This window comes from Streptomyces sp. WM6372 (assembly GCF_001279655.1).
Classification (GTDB): Bacteria; Actinomycetota; Actinomycetes; order Streptomycetales; family Streptomycetaceae; genus Streptomyces.
Genome location: NZ_LGDB01000191.1, coordinates 172,195 through 191,719 on the forward strand (window position 1 = coordinate 172,195; position 19,525 = coordinate 191,719).

The 19,525-nt window shown below is 74.5% G+C and carries 15 protein-coding genes; 2 read left to right on the forward strand and 13 right to left on the reverse strand.

Annotated elements, in window-relative coordinates; all coding sequences use genetic code 11:
• Positions 1-69 precede the first annotated feature (69 nt).
• The 9 genes from ADK52_RS21690 to ADK52_RS21725 form a co-directional block, all read right to left on the reverse strand.
• Positions 70-1,050 (reverse strand): serine protease, encoded by a 981-nt coding sequence (locus ADK52_RS21690; protein ID WP_078988507.1) that lies wholly within the window; start codon positions 1,048-1,050, stop codon positions 70-72.
• A 128-nt stretch (positions 1,051-1,178) separates the two neighbouring features.
• Positions 1,179-1,859 (reverse strand): RNA polymerase sigma factor, encoded by a 681-nt coding sequence (locus ADK52_RS45070; protein ID WP_420714924.1) that lies wholly within the window; start codon positions 1,857-1,859, stop codon positions 1,179-1,181.
• On the reverse strand, positions 1,805-2,749 hold the full coding sequence (locus tag ADK52_RS45075) for a sigma-70 factor domain-containing protein (protein WP_420714925.1): 945 nt from the start codon (positions 2,747-2,749) through the stop codon (positions 1,805-1,807). Before ADK52_RS45075 ends, ADK52_RS45070 begins: the two co-directional genes overlap by 55 nt.
• 272 nt (positions 2,750-3,021) lie before the next feature.
• The gene (locus ADK52_RS21700; protein ID WP_324615937.1) at positions 3,022-3,963 is read right to left on the reverse strand and encodes a FadR/GntR family transcriptional regulator; all 942 of its coding nucleotides are present in this window, start codon (positions 3,961-3,963) and stop codon (positions 3,022-3,024) included.
• Positions 3,964-4,114: 151 nt separating this feature from the next.
• Complete coding sequence (locus ADK52_RS21705) at positions 4,115-5,890, reverse strand: ATP-binding cassette domain-containing protein (protein WP_053691490.1); 1,776 nt, start codon at positions 5,888-5,890, stop codon at positions 4,115-4,117.
• 116 nt (positions 5,891-6,006) lie between these two features.
• A complete protein-coding gene (locus tag ADK52_RS21710) occupies positions 6,007-6,753 on the reverse strand; it encodes an NUDIX hydrolase (protein WP_053691491.1) in 747 nt (248 codons plus the stop codon).
• 69 nt (positions 6,754-6,822) lie between these two features.
• Entirely contained in the window at positions 6,823-8,790 is a 1,968-nt protein-coding gene (locus ADK52_RS21715) for a glycogen debranching N-terminal domain-containing protein (RefSeq protein ID WP_053691492.1), read from the reverse strand.
• A gap of 233 nt (positions 8,791-9,023) precedes the next feature.
• Positions 9,024-10,298 (reverse strand): DUF4192 domain-containing protein, encoded by a 1,275-nt coding sequence (locus ADK52_RS21720; protein ID WP_053691493.1) that lies wholly within the window; start codon positions 10,296-10,298, stop codon positions 9,024-9,026.
• 144 nt (positions 10,299-10,442) lie between these two features.
• Complete coding sequence (locus tag ADK52_RS21725; RefSeq protein ID WP_053691494.1) at positions 10,443-12,602, reverse strand: RecQ family ATP-dependent DNA helicase; 2,160 nt, start codon at positions 12,600-12,602, stop codon at positions 10,443-10,445.
• A gap of 368 nt (positions 12,603-12,970) precedes the next feature.
• On the opposite strand from ADK52_RS21725, the gene ADK52_RS21730 reads away from it, so the two are divergent.
• Positions 12,971-13,609, forward strand: a complete 639-nt coding sequence (locus tag ADK52_RS21730; RefSeq protein WP_053691495.1) for a hypothetical protein — start codon at positions 12,971-12,973, stop codon at positions 13,607-13,609.
• Positions 13,610-13,832: 223 nt separating this feature from the next.
• On the opposite strand, the gene ADK52_RS21735 is transcribed toward ADK52_RS21730, so the two are convergent.
• The 3 genes from ADK52_RS21735 to ADK52_RS21745 form a co-directional block, all read right to left on the reverse strand.
• Complete coding sequence (locus ADK52_RS21735) at positions 13,833-14,486, reverse strand: hypothetical protein (protein ID WP_078988509.1); 654 nt, start codon at positions 14,484-14,486, stop codon at positions 13,833-13,835.
• A gap of 59 nt (positions 14,487-14,545) precedes the next feature.
• A complete protein-coding gene (locus ADK52_RS21740) occupies positions 14,546-15,256 on the reverse strand; it encodes a ribonuclease HII (protein ID WP_053691496.1) in 711 nt (236 codons plus the stop codon).
• A gap of 69 nt (positions 15,257-15,325) precedes the next feature.
• Positions 15,326-15,928: a TetR/AcrR family transcriptional regulator gene (locus ADK52_RS21745; RefSeq protein WP_053691524.1), complete on the reverse strand. Its 603-nt coding sequence runs from the start codon at positions 15,926-15,928 to the stop codon at positions 15,326-15,328.
• Between the two features lie 141 nt (positions 15,929-16,069).
• On the opposite strand from ADK52_RS21745, the gene ADK52_RS21750 reads away from it, so the two are divergent.
• Positions 16,070-17,623 carry an MFS transporter gene (locus ADK52_RS21750; protein WP_078988514.1) on the forward strand — a complete coding sequence of 518 codons (1,554 nt, stop codon included), beginning with the start codon at positions 16,070-16,072 and terminating at the stop codon, positions 17,621-17,623.
• 72 nt (positions 17,624-17,695) lie between these two features.
• Here the strand turns inward: ADK52_RS21750 and ADK52_RS21755 are convergent, their stop codons facing one another.
• Positions 17,696-19,465, reverse strand: a complete 1,770-nt coding sequence (locus ADK52_RS21755) for a DUF4153 domain-containing protein (RefSeq protein WP_053691497.1) — start codon at positions 19,463-19,465, stop codon at positions 17,696-17,698.
• Between the last annotated feature and the right edge of the window lie 60 nt (positions 19,466-19,525).

The following is a 19,525-nucleotide window of genomic DNA, read 5'->3' on the forward strand; positions in this document are numbered from 1 at the left end:
AGGCCGGTCGACGGGCGGCACCCCTGAGACCCAGGGGTGCCGCCCGTCCTCACATCCGGAGCCGCGCGGCTAGCGGCCCCCGGCCGGGTGTTTTCCCCCGGGAGCTCCCGCGGCGCCCTGCGGCTCTTCCGCCACCTGCCCCCGTACGGGCCGTGCGGCCGGTCCGGAGCCCCTGTCGGCACCCCACGCGATGTCGTGGCCGTCGCTTCGCCGCGGGGCCGCCTCCGGGGCCGTCACGAAGCCGATGAGCGGCGCGATCTTCGTGTACACCCCCGGACTGTCCGGGCGCCCGCAGCCGCGCCCCCAGGACACCAGCCCGATGAGCTTGCCCTGGGCGACCAGCGGCCCGCCGCTGTCCCCCTGGCAGGCGTCCCGGCCGCCGTCGCGGTGCCCCGCGCACACCATGGACTCCGGCCGGTACTGCCCGTCGGCGTCTCCCGGGTAGGCGCGCCGGCAGGCCTCGTCCGCCAGCACCGTCACGCGCGCGGTGCGCAGCGCGTACGCGTAGTCGCCGAATCCGCTCGTGTCGCCCCAGCCGTACACGGCCGCCTCGCCGCCCGCGGCGTAGCCGGGATGCCCCGCCCCGGCCATCGGGAGCACGTACTGCGCGGGCACGGCCTCGGCGAGCTCCAGCACGGCGAGGTCCCCGGCGTTGCTGCGGACGTCGTACTCCGGGTTCACCCGGGCCGAGCGGATCGGGATCTCGCGGCCCTCGGCCGCCCGCAGCTCCGTACGCCCGGTGATCACCCGGAAGTCGGGGACGGACTCGATCGGGCCGCCCAGCACCTGGCGGCCCAGGCAGTGGGCCGCGGTCAGCACCTTCGTCGGGCCCACGATGACACCCCCGCAGAACTGGCCGCCCCGCGTACCCCCGAACCGGTCACGGCTGGCGAGGGCCACCACCCACGGGCTGTCGGCCGCCTTCACCGGCTTCCCGCCGATCACCACACTGTCCGCGGCTGCCTGCGGCGCCTGGGCCAGCGGCGCCGCGGCCGCCCCCGCCACCAGGGTCAGCGCGCCCGCCAGAGCACGGGAAAAGGGACGACGCATGAGGCCTCCTGACTCTGAGTGTGCATGACTCCACCCAGAGTGGGACGCCAAGTGGCCGTGCGCACCCGCGCACGGCCACCTCCGAACGGCCCCCGGCCCGATCGCCCCGGGCCCGGCCGGTCCGGCTGTCAGTCCAGGTAGTCGCGCAGGACCTGGGAGCGCGACGGGTGGCGCAGCTTCGACATCGTCTTGGACTCGATCTGGCGGATCCGCTCGCGCGTGACGCCGTAGACCTTGCCGATCTCGTCGAGGGTCTTCGGCTGGCCGTCGGTGAGGCCGAAGCGCATCGAGACCACGCCGGCCTCGCGCTCGCTCAGGGTGTCGAGCACCGAGTGCAGCTGCTCCTGGAGGAGCGTGAAGCTCACGGCGTCGGCCGGGACGACCGCCTCGGAGTCCTCGATGAGGTCGCCGAACTCGCTGTCGCCGTCCTCGCCGAGCGGCGTGTGCAGGGAGATCGGCTCGCGGCCGTACTTCTGGACCTCGATGACCTTCTCGGGGGTCATGTCGAGTTCCTTGGCCAGCTCCTCCGGGGTGGGCTCGCGGCCCAGGTCCTGGAGCATCTGGCGCTGCACGCGGGCGAGCTTGTTGATGACCTCGACCATGTGCACCGGGATGCGGATGGTGCGGGCCTGGTCGGCCATGGCGCGCGTGATCGCCTGGCGGATCCACCAGGTCGCGTACGTGGAGAACTTGTAGCCCTTGGTGTAGTCGAACTTCTCGACCGCGCGGATCAGGCCCAGGTTGCCCTCCTGGATCAGGTCCAGGAAGAGCATGCCGCGGCCCGTGTAGCGCTTGGCCAGCGAGACCACGAGGCGGAGGTTGGCCTCCAGCAGGTGGTTCGGCGGCCGTCCTCGGCGATGATCTCCAGCTCGCGCTTGAGCTTGGGCGCCAGCTTGTCGGAATTGGCCAGCTTGTCCTCGGCGAACAGGCCCGCCTCGATGCGCTTGGCGAGCTCGACCTCCTGCTCGGCGTTGAGGAGGGGGACCTTGCCGATCTGCTTGAGGTAGTCCTTGACCGGGTCGGCGGTGGCGCCGGCCACGGCGACCTGCTGGGCCGGGGCGTCGTCCTCGTCGTCGGAGATGACGAAGCCCTTGCTCTCGCCGCCGTCCTCTTCCTCTTCGGCTTCCGCCTTGACCGCGCCGGGGCCCTCCTCGGAGGTCTCCTCTTCGCCCGCCTCGTCGGCGTCCTTCTTGGCGGCGGTCTTCTTCGCCGCCGTCTTCTTGGCGGCGGTCTTCTTGGCAGGGGCCGCCTTCTTGGCGGCGGTCTTCTTGGCCGCGGTCTTCTTCGCGGCGGGCTCGGTTCCGGGCTCCTCCGCGGGAGCGTCCACGGGCTGCTCCGGATCCACCGTCTCGGCCGCGGGTGCCGCGGCGGCGACGGTCTGCGCGGCCGCCGTCTTCGCCGCGACGGTCTTCGTGGCCGTCCGCTTGGCCGGGGTCTTCGCTGCGACGCTCTTGCGGGTGGTGCGCTTGGGCGACTCCGCGGCACTGACCATCAGCGTCACACCCTCTTCCTCGAGGATCTGGTTGAGGCTGCGCAGAACATTCTTCCACTGGGTCGCAGGAATCTGGTCAGCCTCGAAGGCCCGACGCACGTCATCGCCGGCGATCTGCCCCTCGGCCTTGCCCCGCTCGATGAGCGCCATCACAGACTCGGAATCGGCGATCTCCGGCGGGAGCGTACGGGATGTGCTGGCCGACACGAACAACCTCTCGGAACGATGGGAACGGCTTCCGACCCCGGCCGGATGGTGCTGGACCGGAGCCGACGACACCGACGGGGGATGGGCCGGGGGCGCGGGCAGGGGCCGGGGAGCTGCACAGCACCCGCAAGGGCTGCTGTCTTCCCTCCGTCGGCCATCACCTCTCTAGGTCATCGCTCGACCTCGCGGAGTGTTACGCCCAATCTTCGTGGCCCGAGTCACACCCCGACCGCCCGACCGCCCCGGCGCCCGCGCCGCCGTCCGTCCGCGCGTCAGTGCTCGCGCGGTGCGGGGACCACGCGCTCGACCTCCGGGTGCACCGTCAGGAGCTGGCGCATCGCGTTCTCGGCACCCACGGCGTCGCCGGCCGCGAGGGCCTCGACGATGCGCGCGTGGTGCGCGACGCACGTCTCGCTCGGACGGTCGCAGGCGGTGACGGGGCTGCCGGAGACCTGGAGGGCCGAGGAGACGATGCCGGAGAGGTGCTCCAGCATGCGGTTGCCCGCGACCTGGATGAGGAGTGCGTGGAACTCGTTGTCGGCGCGCGCGAAGGTGATCGCGTCGCCCTGGCCGAGGGCGTGGCCCATGATCTCGACCATGTCGGCGAGGCGCTGCTGGATGTCCGGGCGCCCGTGGCCGGCGGCGAGGCGGGCGGCGAGGGGCTCGATGGTCCAGCGGAGCTCGTTGAGCTCGCGGCGCTGGTCGTCGCGCTGGGGGCCGAAGGCGCGCCACTCGATGATGTCGGGGTCGAGCAGGTTCCAGTCGGCGACCGGACGGACGCGGGTGCCGACGTTGGGGCGGGCGCTGACCAGGCCCTTGGCCTCCAGCACGCGCAGCGATTCGCGGACCACGGTGCGGGAGACCTCGAACCGCTGGCCGATCTCCTCGGGGACCAGGGGGCGGTCTGCTCCGAGGTCGCCGGAGACGATCATCTGGCCGAGCTGCTGGACGAGTTGGCCGTGCAGTCCGCGGCCGCGGCTGCCGGCCGCGCGGCGGCCGACCCGGCTCAACTCGACGTCGGCGCCGTCCCAGTGGGGCGCTGCGACGCGGTCGGTCCCGGGGGCCTCCGCGTAGGGGTAGCGGTCGAGTTCGCCCGGGCCGGCGAGGCCGGAGTCGGCATGGCGGGCGGCGGTCATCATGGTGTGCGCAAGGGTACTCACGAATCCTTTGTCGGCCGTGCCCGGATGAGCCTTGAGGTCTTTGGTGAAAAGCACACGAAAGGGTGATCGGTGCCACCTACGCAATTGACGACTTATCGTAAAGAACCGGGCTCTTTGCGGGGAGTTGCGGTCCGGTTCATGTGATGCGGACGGGATCGGTCCCCTTCAGACTTTCTCCGGCGCCGCGGCGATCACCAACGGTCGTTTACCAACGGACGCGGCTGCGCAGTCCTGTGAACCCATAGGCGCACAACAGGACCATCAGCGACAACAGCAGCGCCGTTCCGACGGGTTGGGCCAGCACCCGCAGGGCGCCCAGGACCAGGCGGTCCGCCTCCGGGGGCCACTGCGCCCAGGCCAGGCCGCGCAGCCGGGCCGCGAGCCCGCTTGCCGCGTACGCGGAGGGCCCGTCCAGCGCCTTGCGTACGAGCGGGACGACGATGACCGGTACGGCGAGCACGGCGGCCAGGCCCGCGACCGCCGACCGGAAGACGCCGGAGGCCAGGACCCCGGCCCAGGCGCAGCCGACGAGCAGCCCGGCCCAACTCACGGCCGGGGAGAGCCATTCCCCGGGGGCGCGCAGCGGGCCGCGGTCGAAGACGAGCTTCAGGGCGGCGGCGTCGGCGGTGACCGCGAGGGCTCCGAAGGCCAGGGCGAGGGCGGCGCAGACCGCGAGCTTGGCGGCGAGCAGGCCCAAGCGGCGCGGCACGGTGCCGCGGTCGGCGGCGAGCGCGGGGTAGCGGTACTCCTCGCCGAAGGCCAGGGCGCCGAGCAGTCCGGCACCGAGGGCGGCGGGGGGCAGGGGCAGCAGCTCCGGCCAGGCGGCGAGCAGCCGGTTCTGCGGGGTGCCGCCGGCCCGGGCCAGCACCAGGGCGGTGACGGCGGAGACGGCGACGACGACGGCCGCGGTGAGGACGGGCGTGGCGGTCCCGAAGGCCCGGCACAGCTCGTAGCGCAGGGGCCGCAGCGGTCCGCCCACCCGGCGCACCGTGGAGGCCGGCCGTGCACTGCTGGCGGCGGCGGCAGTGGTGGCGGCCGGGTGCGCCGGGGCCGCGCCGCCCGGCTCGGTGCGCGCCTGCGGCACCGGCGGTACGGGCGGGCACGGCGTGCCGGCGTCCCCGGTCTCGTCGGCGAGCTGGTGGACCAGCACGCCGTGCCGGAACGCCGCCTCACCCACCTCCGCGCAGCTGCTGCCGTACACCGACAGGCGGCTGCCGCTCTCCTCGACGATCTCCACCGCGCGCTGGGCGGCCCGGGCCTCCCGGCCGAGCACGTCGGCCAGCCGGGCGGCGTACGGGCTGCGTACGGCGACCCGCGGCCGCAGCCGGGTACGGGCGAACTCGGCCGCGTCCTGGTCGGCGACGAGCCGGCCCGCCGCGATGCTGACGACCCGGTCCGCACTGCGGGCGGCCTCCTTGGCGTCGTCGGTGGTGAAGAGCACCGCGCCGCCGAGGGAGGCGTGTCCGCGCAGCAGCCCGTGGAGCCAGCCGCGTTCGCGGGGCGAGAGTCCGGCGGCGGGCTCGTCGAGGAGCAGCGTGCACGGATCGGCGAGCAGGGCCGCGGCCAGCGCCACCCGGCGTTCCATGCCGAGCGAGAGCGAGCCGAGCCTCTGGTCGCGCAGGCCGGCGATGCCGACGACCTCCAGCATGGTGTCGGCCCGGGAGGCCGGCACGCCGGCGGCGGCGCACAGCATCCGCAGCTGGCTCAGGACGGTCCGCGACGGATTGCCGGGCACATCGCCGAGCAGCACCCCGACCTCACGGCCGGGATGGGGGATCCGGTGCAGCGGTCGGCCGCGGAAGTAGGTGACGCCGCGGCCCGGTTCGAGTTCGAGCATGAGCCGCAGTGCGGTGGTCTTGCCCGATCCCGGTTCGCCGAGGAGGGCGGTCACGGTTCCCGGGCGGGCCTCGAGCGTGAGGTCCTCCACCAGGGGAGGGAGGTCCCGACGGGGTGTGCTGGTGAGTCCGATGGCCTGGAGCATCGCTTCTCTCGCGGGGGGTGAGACCGCTCTGCGGCATGGTGAGTACCGCAAACAAGATAACGCGATATGTCCGATTTTCTGGGTAGTCGGGACGCGTTGGCGTCCGTGTCGACCCGTCAGACTTCGGGGCGCAGCATCGGCGGGTTGAGCAGGGGCGCCGCGCCGGCCCGGAACAGCTGGGCGGGCCGGCCGCCCTGACGGGTCGTCGTGCCCCCGGCCGGGACCAGGAACCCGGGGGTCCCGGTGACCTTGCGATGGAAGTTGCGCGGGTCGAGGGCCACGCCCCACACGGCCTCGTAGACCCGGCGCAGCTCGCCGACGGTGAACGCGGGCGGGCAGAACGCCGTGGCCAGCGAGGAGTACTCGATCTTGGAGCGGGCCCGCTCCACGCCGTCGGCGAGGATCCGCGCGTGATCGAAGGCGAGCCCCGCGGCCGCCTGGTCCGGGGCGGCCAGGAGCTCGTCGACGGGGGCCCAGCGCGCGCTGTTGGCGTCTCCGCCCGCCCGGGGGGCGGGCAGGTCCGGAGCCAGGACCAGATGCGCGACGCTGACGACGCGCATGCGCGGATCGCGCTTCGGATCCCCGTACGTGGCGAGCTGTTCGAGGTGCGCCCCGTTGTCGGCGCCCGGCTCGGCCGGGTCGTGCGCGCACAGGCCGGTTTCCTCGGAGAGCTCGCGGGCCGCGGCGGCGGCCAGGTCCTCGTCCCCGCGGACGAAACCGCCGGGCAGGGCCCAGCGTCCCTGGAACGGCTGCTCACCCCGCCGGACGACCAGCGCACAGAGCGCGTGACGCCGCACGGTGAGCACGACCAGGTCGACGGTGACAGCGAAGGGCGGATAGGCCGACGGGTCGTAGGGCGACATGCCGCGATCATAGTCGTCTGCCTGACGATAAACAGAGCTTTGGTCATCCCGGAGGCAGTGGTCGCGAGGCTACCCGCCCAGTTGGAGCGCATCGGCCGCCTCCTCCACCATGCCGAGGCCGAGCCGGCTGATCCGGACGGCGAACGGTTCCCCCGAGACCCGCAGGTCGCAGAAGCGCAGGGCGCCGAGGGGAGCGCCGGGCAGCGGGACGACGGCGACCGTGCCCGCCGGGGCGTCGGGGCGGAGCCCGGCGAGGGCGGTGAGCGCGTGCACCCCGGCGGCCGCGGCCACCGCGGCGGGGCGACAGGCCGCCGGGTGCGGGAGCGGCGCGCTGCCCGCGGTGCGCTGCTCGGCGGCGTACATCTCCGGCAGCCGGTACCCGAAGCTCTCCGCGGCGTCCAGCAGACCCCGCAGCAGACCGGCGGCCTCCTTCTCGAAGCCGGCCTGGGCCAGCCCGGCGACCGCCACGGCGCTCTCGTACGCCCGCACCGCGCCCGAGCGGTGGCCGAAGGGGTTGTGGCCCGGCTCCCGGGACGCCATGCTCCGCAGCCCCCAGCCGGAATCCATGGCGGGTGCGCCGAGGAGGCGGGCGAGCTGCTCCGTGCGGACCCGGTCCAGCAGCCCGGGGGCGAGTCGGCCGCCGCCCAGCAGGCCGGTGTCCAGGAGGTGGGCGGCGGCCCCCGTCAGCCGGGGCAGCGGCCGCCCGTCGGGGTGCAGGGCCGCGGCGGGCCGGCCGCCGTCCGGGCCGTCGATCCAGAACCCGTCCCGGAACCGCTTGCGGAGTGCGGCCGCCCACTCCTGCCACTCCTCGGCGCCGGGCCGCCCGCATCCGGCGAGCAGGTCCGCGCCGAGCAGCGCGGCCCGGTGGGCGTGGGCCTGGGTCTCGCAGCGCCGCGGCCCGGGATCGGGATCGGCCAGGAAGCCGTCCGCCCCCAGGGCTCCGCGCAGCCAGTCCAGGCACCGCTCGGCCGCCGGGAGGAGCCGGGCCACCTCCTCCTCGGGCATCCCCCAGCGCCGGGCCTCGGCGAGCACCGCCGGGAAGGCGAGGGTCGCCTCGGTACCGGTGCACCCGGGCGGCAGCTGCGGACCGGCCCCGCGCAGCGGCCCCGGGATCTTCCCGGCGTCGGCGCCCCGGCCGCCGGTCTGGGTCCGGGCCAGGGTGCGCAGGGTGGCCGCCGCGAGCCCGGTGCCGAGCGGGAGCGCCATCCTGGCGGCCCAGAGGGACTCCGCCGGAGCCAGCCCGAGCCGCCACGGCACCCCGGCGGCGAGGAAGGCGTCGGCGGGCTGCTCTCGATCCCGCATCAGCAGCGCGCCGAGGTCCTCGACACTGCGGCGGAACCAGGTTTCGACCCTCGGGTCGTCCCCCTCCGCCCGGGCGTCGGCCAGCGGGTTGGCCACCTGCCCGGCCGGGGCCCGTGAAATGCGGTCCTGCGTGGTCCGCAGCTCGATGGTGCGGGACTCGCCGGGCCCCAGTTCGAGCTGCCAGCGCAGCAGCCCCGCCGAGGCGAGGGCGTCGTCGGGGGCCGGCTCGGCGGCCGTGATGGCCTGGGCGTCCCCGCTGCTCCAGCGCAGCCCGGCGGCGTGCACCCCGGCCGGCAGTTCGGGCCCGGCCCGGCCCGCGGCCACCGCGGCCAGCTCGGCCAGGTCGGTGCCGAGCAGCAGCTCCACGGGCAGGCGCAGCGGCCGGGCCGTGAAACTGCGCACCGTGATCCGCTCGGTGCCGTCCGCGTGCCGGACCCGCTCCACCCCGATGTCGGGATCGGGCCCCGCGTCGGCCCCGGTACGGACTGTCGCGGTGAAGGAGGCCCGGTCGGAGCCGAGGCTGCGTCCCTGGACGGCGACCGGGTCCCGGCCGCCGACCCGGAGCACGCAGCGGGAGAGCAGCCTGCGCCCGGAGCGGTAGATCCCGTCGATCCCCCGCCCGGTCAACTGGCCGTGCTCCGGCGAGATGACGAGGCAGGGCGCGGCGACGCAGATGACGGTGCCGTGCACGGGCGGCAACTCGGTCCTGCGGGCGGGCGGTACGGAGTGGGCCATGGGTCGCCTTGTCTGGGCTGTCTGCGCTCCGGCCTGCTTCGCTGGGCGGCGGCGCGGCCGGGCCCCCGCCACCCTCCAGCTGAACGGTGGCGCCCCCGCCCGGGTCACGGGCCCCGGTGGCGGCTGCGCCCGTACTGGGCCGTGCCGGTGACGGGGCGTGCGCCGCAGGGCGGTGAGGGCCGCTTCCCGGATCCGCCGCACGGAGCTCCCCGCGGCCCGGCCCCGGCCCGCACTCACTGGTCGCTCCCCGCGGTGCGGCGGGGCTCGCGACGGGGCTCTCGGCGGGGCTGAGCTTCCCGGCGGCCCGGAGGGCGGGTGGTGGCCGCGGCGCGCTTGCGGCGCGGTTCCCTACGCCGCCGCTCCTCGCGCAGGCAGGCCCGCAGCCCCTCCGGGTCGATGCCCTCGTTGCAGGCGTGGTGGAGCAGTTGGGCGAAGCGGTAGTCGGCGTCGGCCCGCAGGGCCAGCCCCAGGGCGATCCGGGCCGTCGGCTCGTCCCCGGTGGCCCACGAGACCCAGCCCGCGAGGGTGAGCGGGGCCGCCGCGTGCTCTCCGTAGGCCCCGACGCAGCGGCGGGCCAGCGCCCGCCACAGCCGCAGGGCGGGGGCCGCCTCCTCGCCCTCCATCCACTCGGCGGCGACGTCCCGGATCTCGCGGTCCTGGAGGCCGAGGATCACGGTGGCGGCCTCGTCGTGGCCGAGCAGCGCGTCGTCCCAGTCGTCGGCTCCCGGTCCGCCGTCCACGGGCGGGGCGAGGGTCATCCGCCGCATCAGGGTGCGGGCCAGCGTGACCGTCTCCGCGCCGACCTCCTCCCGGGTGGCTCCGTCGAGGATCTTCGGCACGAGGGCGGCGGCCGCCCGGTCCAGGGCCTGCTCCATCTCCGCCGCCGCACCCCCGCGCAGCGGTGCCAGCCGGCCCTCGATCTCGCGGAGGGAGCCCCGGACCCGGAGTCCGGCGAAGGTCGCGGTCGCCGCCATCACCGAGGTGCCGGTCGCGGTCAGCGGGCTGCCCTCGGCGGAGCAGCACCGCTCGTCGGGACAGCAGTAGGACCAGTACCGGCCGGCGGAGATGCAGAGCGCCTCCATCACGGGCACGTCGAGGGCGCCGCAGGCCAGCCGGATGCGCTGGGCCAGCGGGCGCAGCCGGGTCATGACCCGCTGGCCGCTCTCGCCGTCCGCCGGGTCCTGGCAGAGGAAGACGACGATGCCGTCGGGCTTGGCTCCGCGCCGCTCGCTGCCCCGGACGAGGCAGTCGGCGACCTGCCGGGCGGTGTCCTCCCATTCGGCCGGGGCCGTGGGGATGCCGACGCGGAGCCGGCCGCCGAAGCGCCCGCCCTCGCCGTGCACGGTGACCATGACGAGGGAGTCGGTCGGATGGAAACCGAGCATGTAAGGCAGCGCGTCGGCCAGTTCGGCCGGGCTGCGCAGGGTGATCCGGGGGTCGAGGGCGGGTCCGGCCGGGCTGATGGCGGGCCGGTCGGACGGGGTGTGTGATGCGCGGTCGTTCGTCATGCCCCGACGGTCCCGCGGACGGTCAGATCCCGAAAGCCCTGTGGATAACTCTTGACCGCTCAACTTCCACAGGGTTCGGACCGCCCTTGACACGATGTCAGAGTCATGGATTGCGGAGCCGGCCGGTCTCGGAGTCCGTCCGGTTCAGCCGGCCGTCGCGAGGATCAGCGGGAGCACCTGGCCGGCTCCCGCCTGCCGGAGCAGGCGGGCGGCGACCGCCAGGGTCCAGCCGGAGTCGGAGTAGTCGTCCACCAGCAGGACGGGCCCGGGCGACTGCGCCAGGGCGGCGGCCAGTTCCTCCGAGACGGCGAACGTGCCGGACAGCGCCCTGAGCCGCTGGGCGGAGTTGCTGCGCCGCGCCGCGTGCGCGCCGCCCGGCCCGGTGTACGTCAGGGTGCCCAGGTACGGGAGGCGGCCGATGCCCGCGATCCCCTCCGCGAGGGAGCCGACGAGCTGCGGACGGGCGAGGGACGGCACGGCGACGACGCCCACGGGCCGGGCGGAGGCGTCCGGGACACCGGGGGCCCAGCCGCCCGCGGAGCGCGCCCAGTCGGCGAGCACGGCCACCGCGGCGTGCAGGACGTCTTCGGGGACCGGTCCGTCGGGGGCGTTCTCGGCGAGCAGCGGGCGCAGCCGGTTGCCCCAGCCGATGTCCGAGAGCCGGCCCAGGGCCCGCCCGGTGGAGCACTGCTCCCCTGCCGGGATGCGGCCCTTGACGTTGATGCCCAGGGCCGCCATGCCGGTCGGCCACATCCTGCGCGGCTCCACCTCCACCCCCGGGCGCTCCAGTTCCTTCGCCGCGCCGGTCAGGGTCTCCGCGGACACGGAGGAATCGGCCCAGGCGCCCGCGCAGTTGTCGCACCGGCCGCACGGGGCCGCCCCCTCGTCGTCCAGCTGCCGGCGCAGGAACTCCATCCGGCACCCGGTCGTGCTGACGTAGTCGCGCATGGCCTGCTGCTCGGCGGCCCGCTGGCGGGCGACCCAGGCGTACCGCTCGGAGTCGTACGTCCACTGCCGGCCGGTGGAACTCCAGCCGCCCTTGACCCGCTTGACGGCTCCGTCGACGTCGAGCACCTTGAGCATGGTCTCCAGCCGGGTGCGCCGGAGCTCCACGGCGGCTTCCAGCGCGGGCACGGACAGCGGCCGTCCGGCGTCGGCGAGGGCCGACAGGGTCTGCCGTACCTGGGCCTCGGGCGGGAAGGCGGTATCGGCGAAGTAGCGCCAGATGGCCTCGTCCTCCTTGCCCGGCAGCAGCAGGACCTCGGCGTGCTCCACGCCTCGCCCGGCGCGGCCGACCTGCTGGTAGTACGCGATCGGCGAGGACGGCGAGCCGAGGTGGATCACGAAGCCCAGGTCGGGCTTGTCGAAGCCCATGCCCAGCGCCGAGGTCGCGACCAGCGCCTTGACCCGGTTCGCCTGGAGGTCGTCCTCGGCCTGGAGTCGGTCGGCGTTCTCCGTCTTGCCCGTGTACGAGGCCACCGGGAAGCCGCGCTGGCGCAGGAAGGCGGCGGCCTCCTCGGCCGCGGCCACCGTCAGCGTGTAGATGATCCCCGAGCCGGGCAGCTCGTCCAGGTGCTCGGCGAGCCAGGCCAGCCGGTGCGCGGCGTCCGGCAGCTCGACCACGCCCAGGCGCAGGCTCTCCCGGTCCAGCGGACCGCGCAGCACCAGGGCCTCGCCGGCCCCCGTGCCCAGCTGCTCCGCCACGTCCGCGGTGACCCGGGCGTTGGCGGTCGCGGTGGTGGCCAGGACCGGGACGCCGGGGGCCAGCTCGGCGAGCATGGCCCGCAGCCGGCGGTAGTCGGGGCGGAAGTCGTGGCCCCAGTCGGAGATGCAGTGGGCCTCGTCGACCACGAGCAGACCGGTCGTGGCCGCGAGCTTGGGCAGCACCTGCTCGCGGAAGTCCACGGAGTTGAGGCGTTCGGGGCTGACGAGGAGCACGTCGGTCTCGCCGCGCTCGACCTCCCCGTAGATGGCGTCCCACTCCTCCGGGTTGGCCGAGTTGATGGTGCGCGCCTGGATGCCGGCCCGCGCCGCCGCCTCGACCTGGTTGCGCATCAGCGCCAGCAGCGGCGAAATGATCACCGTGGGTCCGGAGCCGCGCCGGCGCAGCAGCGCGGTCGCGACGAAGTACACCGCCGACTTTCCCCAGCCGGTGCGCTGCACCACCAGGGCCCGCCGGCGCTCCTCCACCAGGGCGGCCACGGCCTGCCACTGGTCCTCCCGCAGCCGCGCCCCGCTCCCCGGGGCGCCGACGAGCTCGGCGAGGATGGCATCGGCTTCGGTGCGGAGCTCCAGGTTGTCCATGCCCCCATGCAACCGGATGGCACGGACAATCGGCCAATTCACCCAGCGTGAGAAGATCGTCGCGGACGGTCCACGGGCCGGACGCACGCTCCACCCGGCCTCGACCCTGCCCCCGGAGGGGTGTTTCCGCTGGTACTGGGTCTTCAGCTGGAGTCGAATGAGTCATCTTGGCCCTGACGGGGCAAGGATATGAACGGCATACCGGCGAATTCCGGTCGGCGGCGCCAATTGCTCGTTGCCGCATGCTCACGGGCCACGCGAGAATTGGGCTGCTCCCGCCCGGCTCGACGGCGCTCTTTTGGGCCTCGCCGCGGCGCGCCCGTACGACAGCTGTGCCCGTCTGCGGGCGTGTACCCGAAGGGAGGACCGTGGCCTTCGGATTCGCCCCGCCCTCGACGTCGTCACTGACAACGGCAGCCGGCGGCGCCAGCCGGCACGGCAGACTGGTGGAACCCGCCGAATGGACGGCGGCGGGCATCCCCCTGCTGCGCAATCCGCGCGACGTCGTCCACGGTCTGCACTCCCGGCACGGCCCGTCGCCCTCGACCGCGGTGATCGCCGTGCTCGGCCCCGAGGAGCGGCTCGTCGCGAGCGCCTCGTTCGCCCGGCGCTCGGCCCCGGCCCCGGCCGACGGCTGGGAGTACCGCAACGCCCTGCTCGCCGCGCTGCGCCGGGTCATCCCGCACGACCTGCGGCGCCGGACCCCGGTGCGGACCGCGGTGCTGCTGTACTGCCGCGAGGGCGACGAGCGGTGGACCGAGGAGGACGGCGCCTGGATGTGGGGGCTGCGGGACGCCTGCACCCTGCACGGGCTGCGCTGCGGCGCGTACATCACGCTGACCCGCGGCGGCTGGCAGGTGCTGGGCGAGGGCCGGGGCGGCCGGCATCCCAGCTCCGACTCGCGGCCCGAGCGCCTCGGCGACAGCGTGGCCGAATTCCCCCCGGTGACCCTGCGCACCGGCGGCGGCGCGACCGAGGTCCTGCGGCGCCGGACCGCCGCGCGCTGAGGACCCGCGGCGCGGCGGAGCCGGCCGTACGCCGACGCACGCCGTACGCGAAGCCCTCCGTGCGCCGCAGCCCGCCCGCGCCGCATTCACCCGTACGCCCGCCCGTACGCGGGCAGCCCTCGCGGCCGTACACCCTGGATCGGGCGTACGGCAGGTCAGGCCTCGGGCTTCAGCGGGGCCGGTCCGACCGGCCCCGCCCCTTGCCCGCGCCGGGTACGGGGCGTCAGACGCCCGTGCCCAGAACGGAGTTGATCTGCTCCGGGTCGCCGCACACGACCAGCAGTGCGCCGGCCCGCGCGAGCGCGGTCGGCAGGCTGGTGGCGGTCGCCCCGGCCGGTCCGCCGTTGGCCGCGAGGACCACGACGGGACGGTCCGCGGCGCGCTCGGCCTGCGCCGCGTCCGCGTAGAAGACGTCGTCCCCGGCGTCGTGCAGGGCCCAGTACGCGGCCTCGCCGAAGGACAGCTCGTGCGCGGCCCACGGGTGCGGGTCGCCGGTGGTGAGCACCAGGATGTCGCCGGGCGCGCGCCCGGTGTCGAGCAGCAGGTCGACGGCCTCTTCGGCCGCGTCCAGCGCCCCCTCGGCGGAGGCCGGGATCAGCTGGATCTGGGGCACCGCCGCGGAAACGGACGGTGCGGTGGGGGCTACGGGTCCAGAGGTGGCCAGCGGCGCACGCTGCGCGGGCGGTGCGGGCCTGGGAGCCCCGCCCGTACGGCTCGCCGCCGCGGGGGAGGGACCGGGGCGCCCGGGCCGCGGGACGGCGGCGGGACGCGGACCAGGTACGGGGCGGGGGGTCTGCGCGGTGCGGCTCGCGGCCGGCGTGACGCGGGGACCCTGGGCACTCTCGTGAATCTGAGGCTCCTCGGGGGTGAGAGGCATGAGTTGATGTCTATCAAACACCGGTACGAAACGTACCGGTGGGTGGCACGTGGGTGCGATCAGAAATCGAAGCCGAGTTGGCCTCCGTTTTCCAGCTCCGCCGCTTCCTCGCTGCGCCGCACCTTCTTGAGGTGGCGCCACTTGGGCAGCCCGTCGAGGTACGACCACGAGAGCCGGTGGTACGGGGTGGGCCCCAGCTCCTCGAGCGCGGCCCGGTGCACCGGCGACGGATATCCGGCGTTGTCGCCGAAGGCGAACTCCGTACATCCACCGCCCTGTTGGCCGAGTTCGGCCATCATCCGGTCGCGCCTGACCTTGGCGATCACCGAGGCCGCGGCCACGGCCACGCAGGACTGGTCGCCCTTGATCACCGTACGGACCCGCCAGGGCGGGCCGAGATAGTCGTGCTTGCCGTCGAGGATCACCGCGTCGGGCCGCACGGGCAGCGCCTCCAGGGCGCGCTCCGCGGCGAGCCGCAGGGCGGCCGTCATCCCGAGTGCGTCGATCTCCTCCGGGGAGGCGTGTCCCAGCGCGTACGCGGTGACCCAGCCCTCCAGGACGTCGAGGAGCGCGTCGCGGCGTTTCTGGGTGAGCAGTTTGGAATCGGTGAGACCTGCGGGCGGGCGGCGCAGACCGGTGATCGCCGCGCACACGGTGACGGGACCGGCCCAGGCCCCTCGTCCGACTTCGTCGACCCCGGCGATGACCTTGGCGCCGGTGGTTGCACGGAGGGAGCGTTCGACGGTGTGGGTGGGTGCTTCGTACGGCATGGCGCCAGCAAGGTTACGCCGCCCCGCGCCGCCTGCACACCCCGCCCCGGGTGGAGTCCGCGCGGCGTCTCACGCCCTGAGCAGCGGCACCATCACCTGATCGATCATTTCCGTGATGTCCGCATCCGTCCATTCGCTCCCGCACACCTTCGCGCGGTACATCATCATGGCCGGAATGACGTCGGCGACGAACGGACTCGCCGCATCCGGCCGTACGTCGCCCCGCTCGATCCCGCGCTGCACAAGCTCCCTGATCAAGCGGTGGGCGGGCTCGTGCAACCCGGCCCGGACCACGTCGTGGAACCGGCCCGCATGGGCGTGGTCGCATTCGTGAAGGACCGCACGCAGCGCCTGACCGGCGCGCGACTCCATCACGTCACGCATCCGCACACACAACCGGAGGAAGTCCCCCCGGACCGAACCGCCGTCGGCGATCTCCCCGATCGGCGGCAGCCCCGCCCGCAGCACCTCGGCCACCAGGTCGGCCTTCGACGGCCACCGCCGGTAGACCGCCGCCTTGCCGGTGTGCGCACCGGCCGCGACGCCCTCCATGGTGAGCGCGTTCCAGCCGACCGTGCTCAGCTGCTCCAACGCCGCGTCGAGAATCGCCCGTTCGAGTTCCGGACCGCGCCTGCGGCTCGGCGACGCCACTGACCAGCGCGAACCCACCATCACCTCTACCTCCGCCCGACCCACGCGCCCCTCGCACGCGTTTTCAGCCTTAGTGAACGGTTGCGTTCACTAAGCGGGGGCTCCTACCGTGGTGCCGCAGTGAACGGCTGCGTTCACTATTTCACTATGGGGGGATCCTCGGTGAAAAGCTCTCCACTCGCCACGCCCCGGATACCGGGCGCGGCCCGCCGGGAAGGGCGGCCCGGCGTGGCACTCGCGGTCATCGCCGCCTGTCAGCTGATGGTCGTCCTCGACGCGACGATCGTGAACATCGCACTCCCGCACATCCAGACCGCCCTCGCCTTCTCCACCACCGACCTGTCCTGGGTGATCAGCGCCTACACCCTGGCCTTCGGCGGCCTCCTGCTGCTCGGCGGCAGGGCCGGCGACATCCTCGGCCGGCGCCGCGTCTTCATGACCGGCATCCTGCTCTTCACCGCGGCCTCCCTGCTCGGCGGCTTCGCAGAGGAGCCCTGGCAACTGCTGGCCGCCCGCGCCCTCCAGGGGGTCGGCGGCGCGATCGCCTCGCCGACCTCGCTCGCCCTGATCACCACGACGTTCGCCGAAGGCCCCGAGCGCAACCGCGCGTTCGGCGTGTTCGCCGCCGTCTCCGCGGGCGGCGGCGCGATCGGCCTGCTGGCCGGCGGCATGCTGACCGAGTGGCTCGACTGGCGCTGGGTGCTCTTCGTCAACGTGCCGATCGGCCTGCTGATCGCCGTGCTCGCCCCGCTCTACATCACCGAGTCCGAGCGCCACCCGGGCCGCTTCGACATCGCGGGGGCCCTCACCTCCACCGGCGGCATGGCCTCGCTCGTCTACGGGTTCATCCGCGCCTCCGAGGACGGCTGGCGCGACGGGGGCACCCTCTTCTCCTTCGCCGCGGCCGTCGTCCTGCTCACGCTGTTCGTGGTCATCGAGTCGCGGGCCCACGATCCGATCATCCCGCTGCGGATGTTCGCCGACCGCAACCGCGCGGGCACCTACCTGATCATGCTCGGCCTCGCCGCCGCGATGTTCGGGATGTTCTTCTTCATCGTCCAGTTCGTACAGAACGTGCTGGGCTTCTCCCCCATCCAGTCCGGGCTCGGCTTCCTGCCCGTGACCGTCGCGATCGTCACCGCCGCCGGACTCTCGCAGCGCTTCCTGCCGCGCTTCGGCCCCAAGCCGTTCATGGTCGCCGGATCCGCCCTCACCGGAATCGGCCTGACCTGGCTGACCTTCATCCGCACCGACAGCTCGTACGTCTCCGGGGTCCTCGGGCCGATGCTGCTCTTCGGCTTCGGCATGGGCCTGAACTTCGTGACCCTCACCCTCACCGCCGTCTCCGGGGTCGCCCAGCGGGAAGCGGGCGCAGCCTCCGGACTGCTCAACGCCAGCCAGCAGGTGGGCGGCTCGCTCGGCCTGTCCATCCTGGTGACCGTCTTCGGCACGGCCAGCCGGAACGAGGGCGCGAAGCAGCTGCCGGACTTCATGGAACACGCGGACCCCGGCCAGATGGCGGCCTTCAACGAGACCAAGCGGATGGCCGACCCCTGGGGGGACATCGTCCTCACCCAGGGCATCTCCACCGCGTTCATCGCGGCCGTCGCCATGGCCGGACTCGCCCTGGCCACCGCGCTGCTGGTGATCCGGGTGCGCAAGAGCGACCTGGAGGCGCTGAACGGCGCCGCCGCGGAGGCCGGTCCGGCGGCCTGAGCCGCGCGGCACGGCGTACGGGGACCCGGGCGCGGGATCGCCTCCCGCGCCCGGGTCCCCGTACGCCGCCCGCTACTCGATGCGGCCGTGGAAGGTGCCCAGGCTCCGGCACACCTCGTACGAGGCCGTCACCGGGCGCTCACGGAGGATCTGCCGGGCCCGGTACTCGCCGAGGCTCATCGCGTACCAGGGCACCTGGCCGCGGCTCGCCAGCTCGTTGTTGATCCCGCGCAGGGCGCAGGAGCGGCGGGGTTCGGGAAGCCGGTCCAGCGCGGGCACGGCGTCCGCCGACAGGGCCTGGAAGTAGGCCAGGTCGAGCTTGCCGGCCAGGTCGGGCTTGCCGGTCCGCTCGAAGCGGGCCACGTTCTTCTCGGCGACCAGCCCGTCCGGGGACAGCAGCCCGAAGGCCAGGACGGCGGCGGCCGATCCGGCCGCGACCGCGCGCGGCAGCCAGCGGGCCCCGAGCACGCCCGCCGCCATGATCAGTACGATCACCAGCCCGAGCCAGAGCTCCATCGCGGCCACCGACACGCGCAGCCGGGTCAGCCCGTACGCGTCCACGTACAGGTCCATCCGGCGCAGCGCGGAGGCGACCACGACCAGGGTCAGGGCGCACAGCGTGCCGAGGACGACGCGGACGAACCGCCGGTCGCCGGCTCCGGCGCGCGGGGCCCAGCGCAGGGCGAGCGCGATCACGACGAGGGTGAGCAGGGTGGCCCAGAGCAGCTGCCAGAAGCCCTGGCGGGCGTACTCGGCGTAGGTGAGCCCGGTGCTCTCCAGGACCTTGTCGTAGCCGCCGAACAGGACGGCCAGCTGAACGGCGTTGAAGCCGGCGAAGAGCAGGTCGAGCACGATGAGCGGCAGGGCCCATTCGACGCGGGAGCGCGGCTTTCCGGGCGCGATCCGGATCCGGTCCCAGCGCGAGGGCGCGGCGGCGGCGCGGGCGGCGGCGAGCGCGAGTACGGCTCCGAGCACGAAGAGCACGAAGCGCACCGGTCCGTCGCCGAGGGAGATCTCCGGGGTGAGTCCGTCCAGCAGGTCGGCGAACGCCGCGTCGGCGGAGGCGAACAGGGTGCCGAAGAGCACCAGCAGGACGAGGGCCACGCCGGCGGCCTTGGCCACGGGCAGCCAGCGGGTGCGGTCGACCCCGCTGCCGCGCGAGCGCAGGCCGCTCCAGGCCCAGCGGATCCCGAGCACGGTGGAGTCGACGAAGCCGAGCGGGCTGAGCAGGACGCCGGGCCAGGTGCGGCTGCCGTGCAGGGCCAGCGCGCCGAGCAGGACGGCGGCGAGCAGTGCCAGGGTGGCGGGCCAGGCGGCGTCGCGCAGCGCGGGTACGGCGAGGAGGGCGGCGCAGCCGACCGCCCAGGCCACGCTCCAGGGCCGCGCGCGTCGCCGGGCCGCCCGGGCGGCGAGGTACGCGCCGGCCATGGCGGGCACGACGGCGATCAGCAGGCCGAGCCCGAGGCCGTCGCCGAGGAATACGGCGGAGGCGAGGCCGGCCGCCACGGCGGCGAGCAGGACGGCGGTGGGCACGGGTGCGGTCTGGGCGGGGCGCGCGGCCTCGGCCCACGCGAGGGGGGCGATGGACCAGACCCCGGACTCGGCCCGCTGTCGGCGGACTTGGTAGGTCTGCCACGCCTTGGGGTCCCACCCGGGCGGCGCCCCGGCGCCGGGCCCGCCCCCGGCCCCGCCGGCAGCCCCGCCCGCGTGCCTGCCGGCGGCCTGCGCCAGGGCTCTCACCGGTGCGGCTCCCGCGCCGTCGTCCGCGACCGGGGCCGTGGACGGTTCGGCGGGCGCGCCTCCGGTCGCCTTGCCGGGCGCGCCGTCGGTGTTCTCTGGCATCGGGTTCCCCTCCCCTGTCGGCCGGCCGCGTCGTCACGACGGAGGCGGCAGCGCGGACAG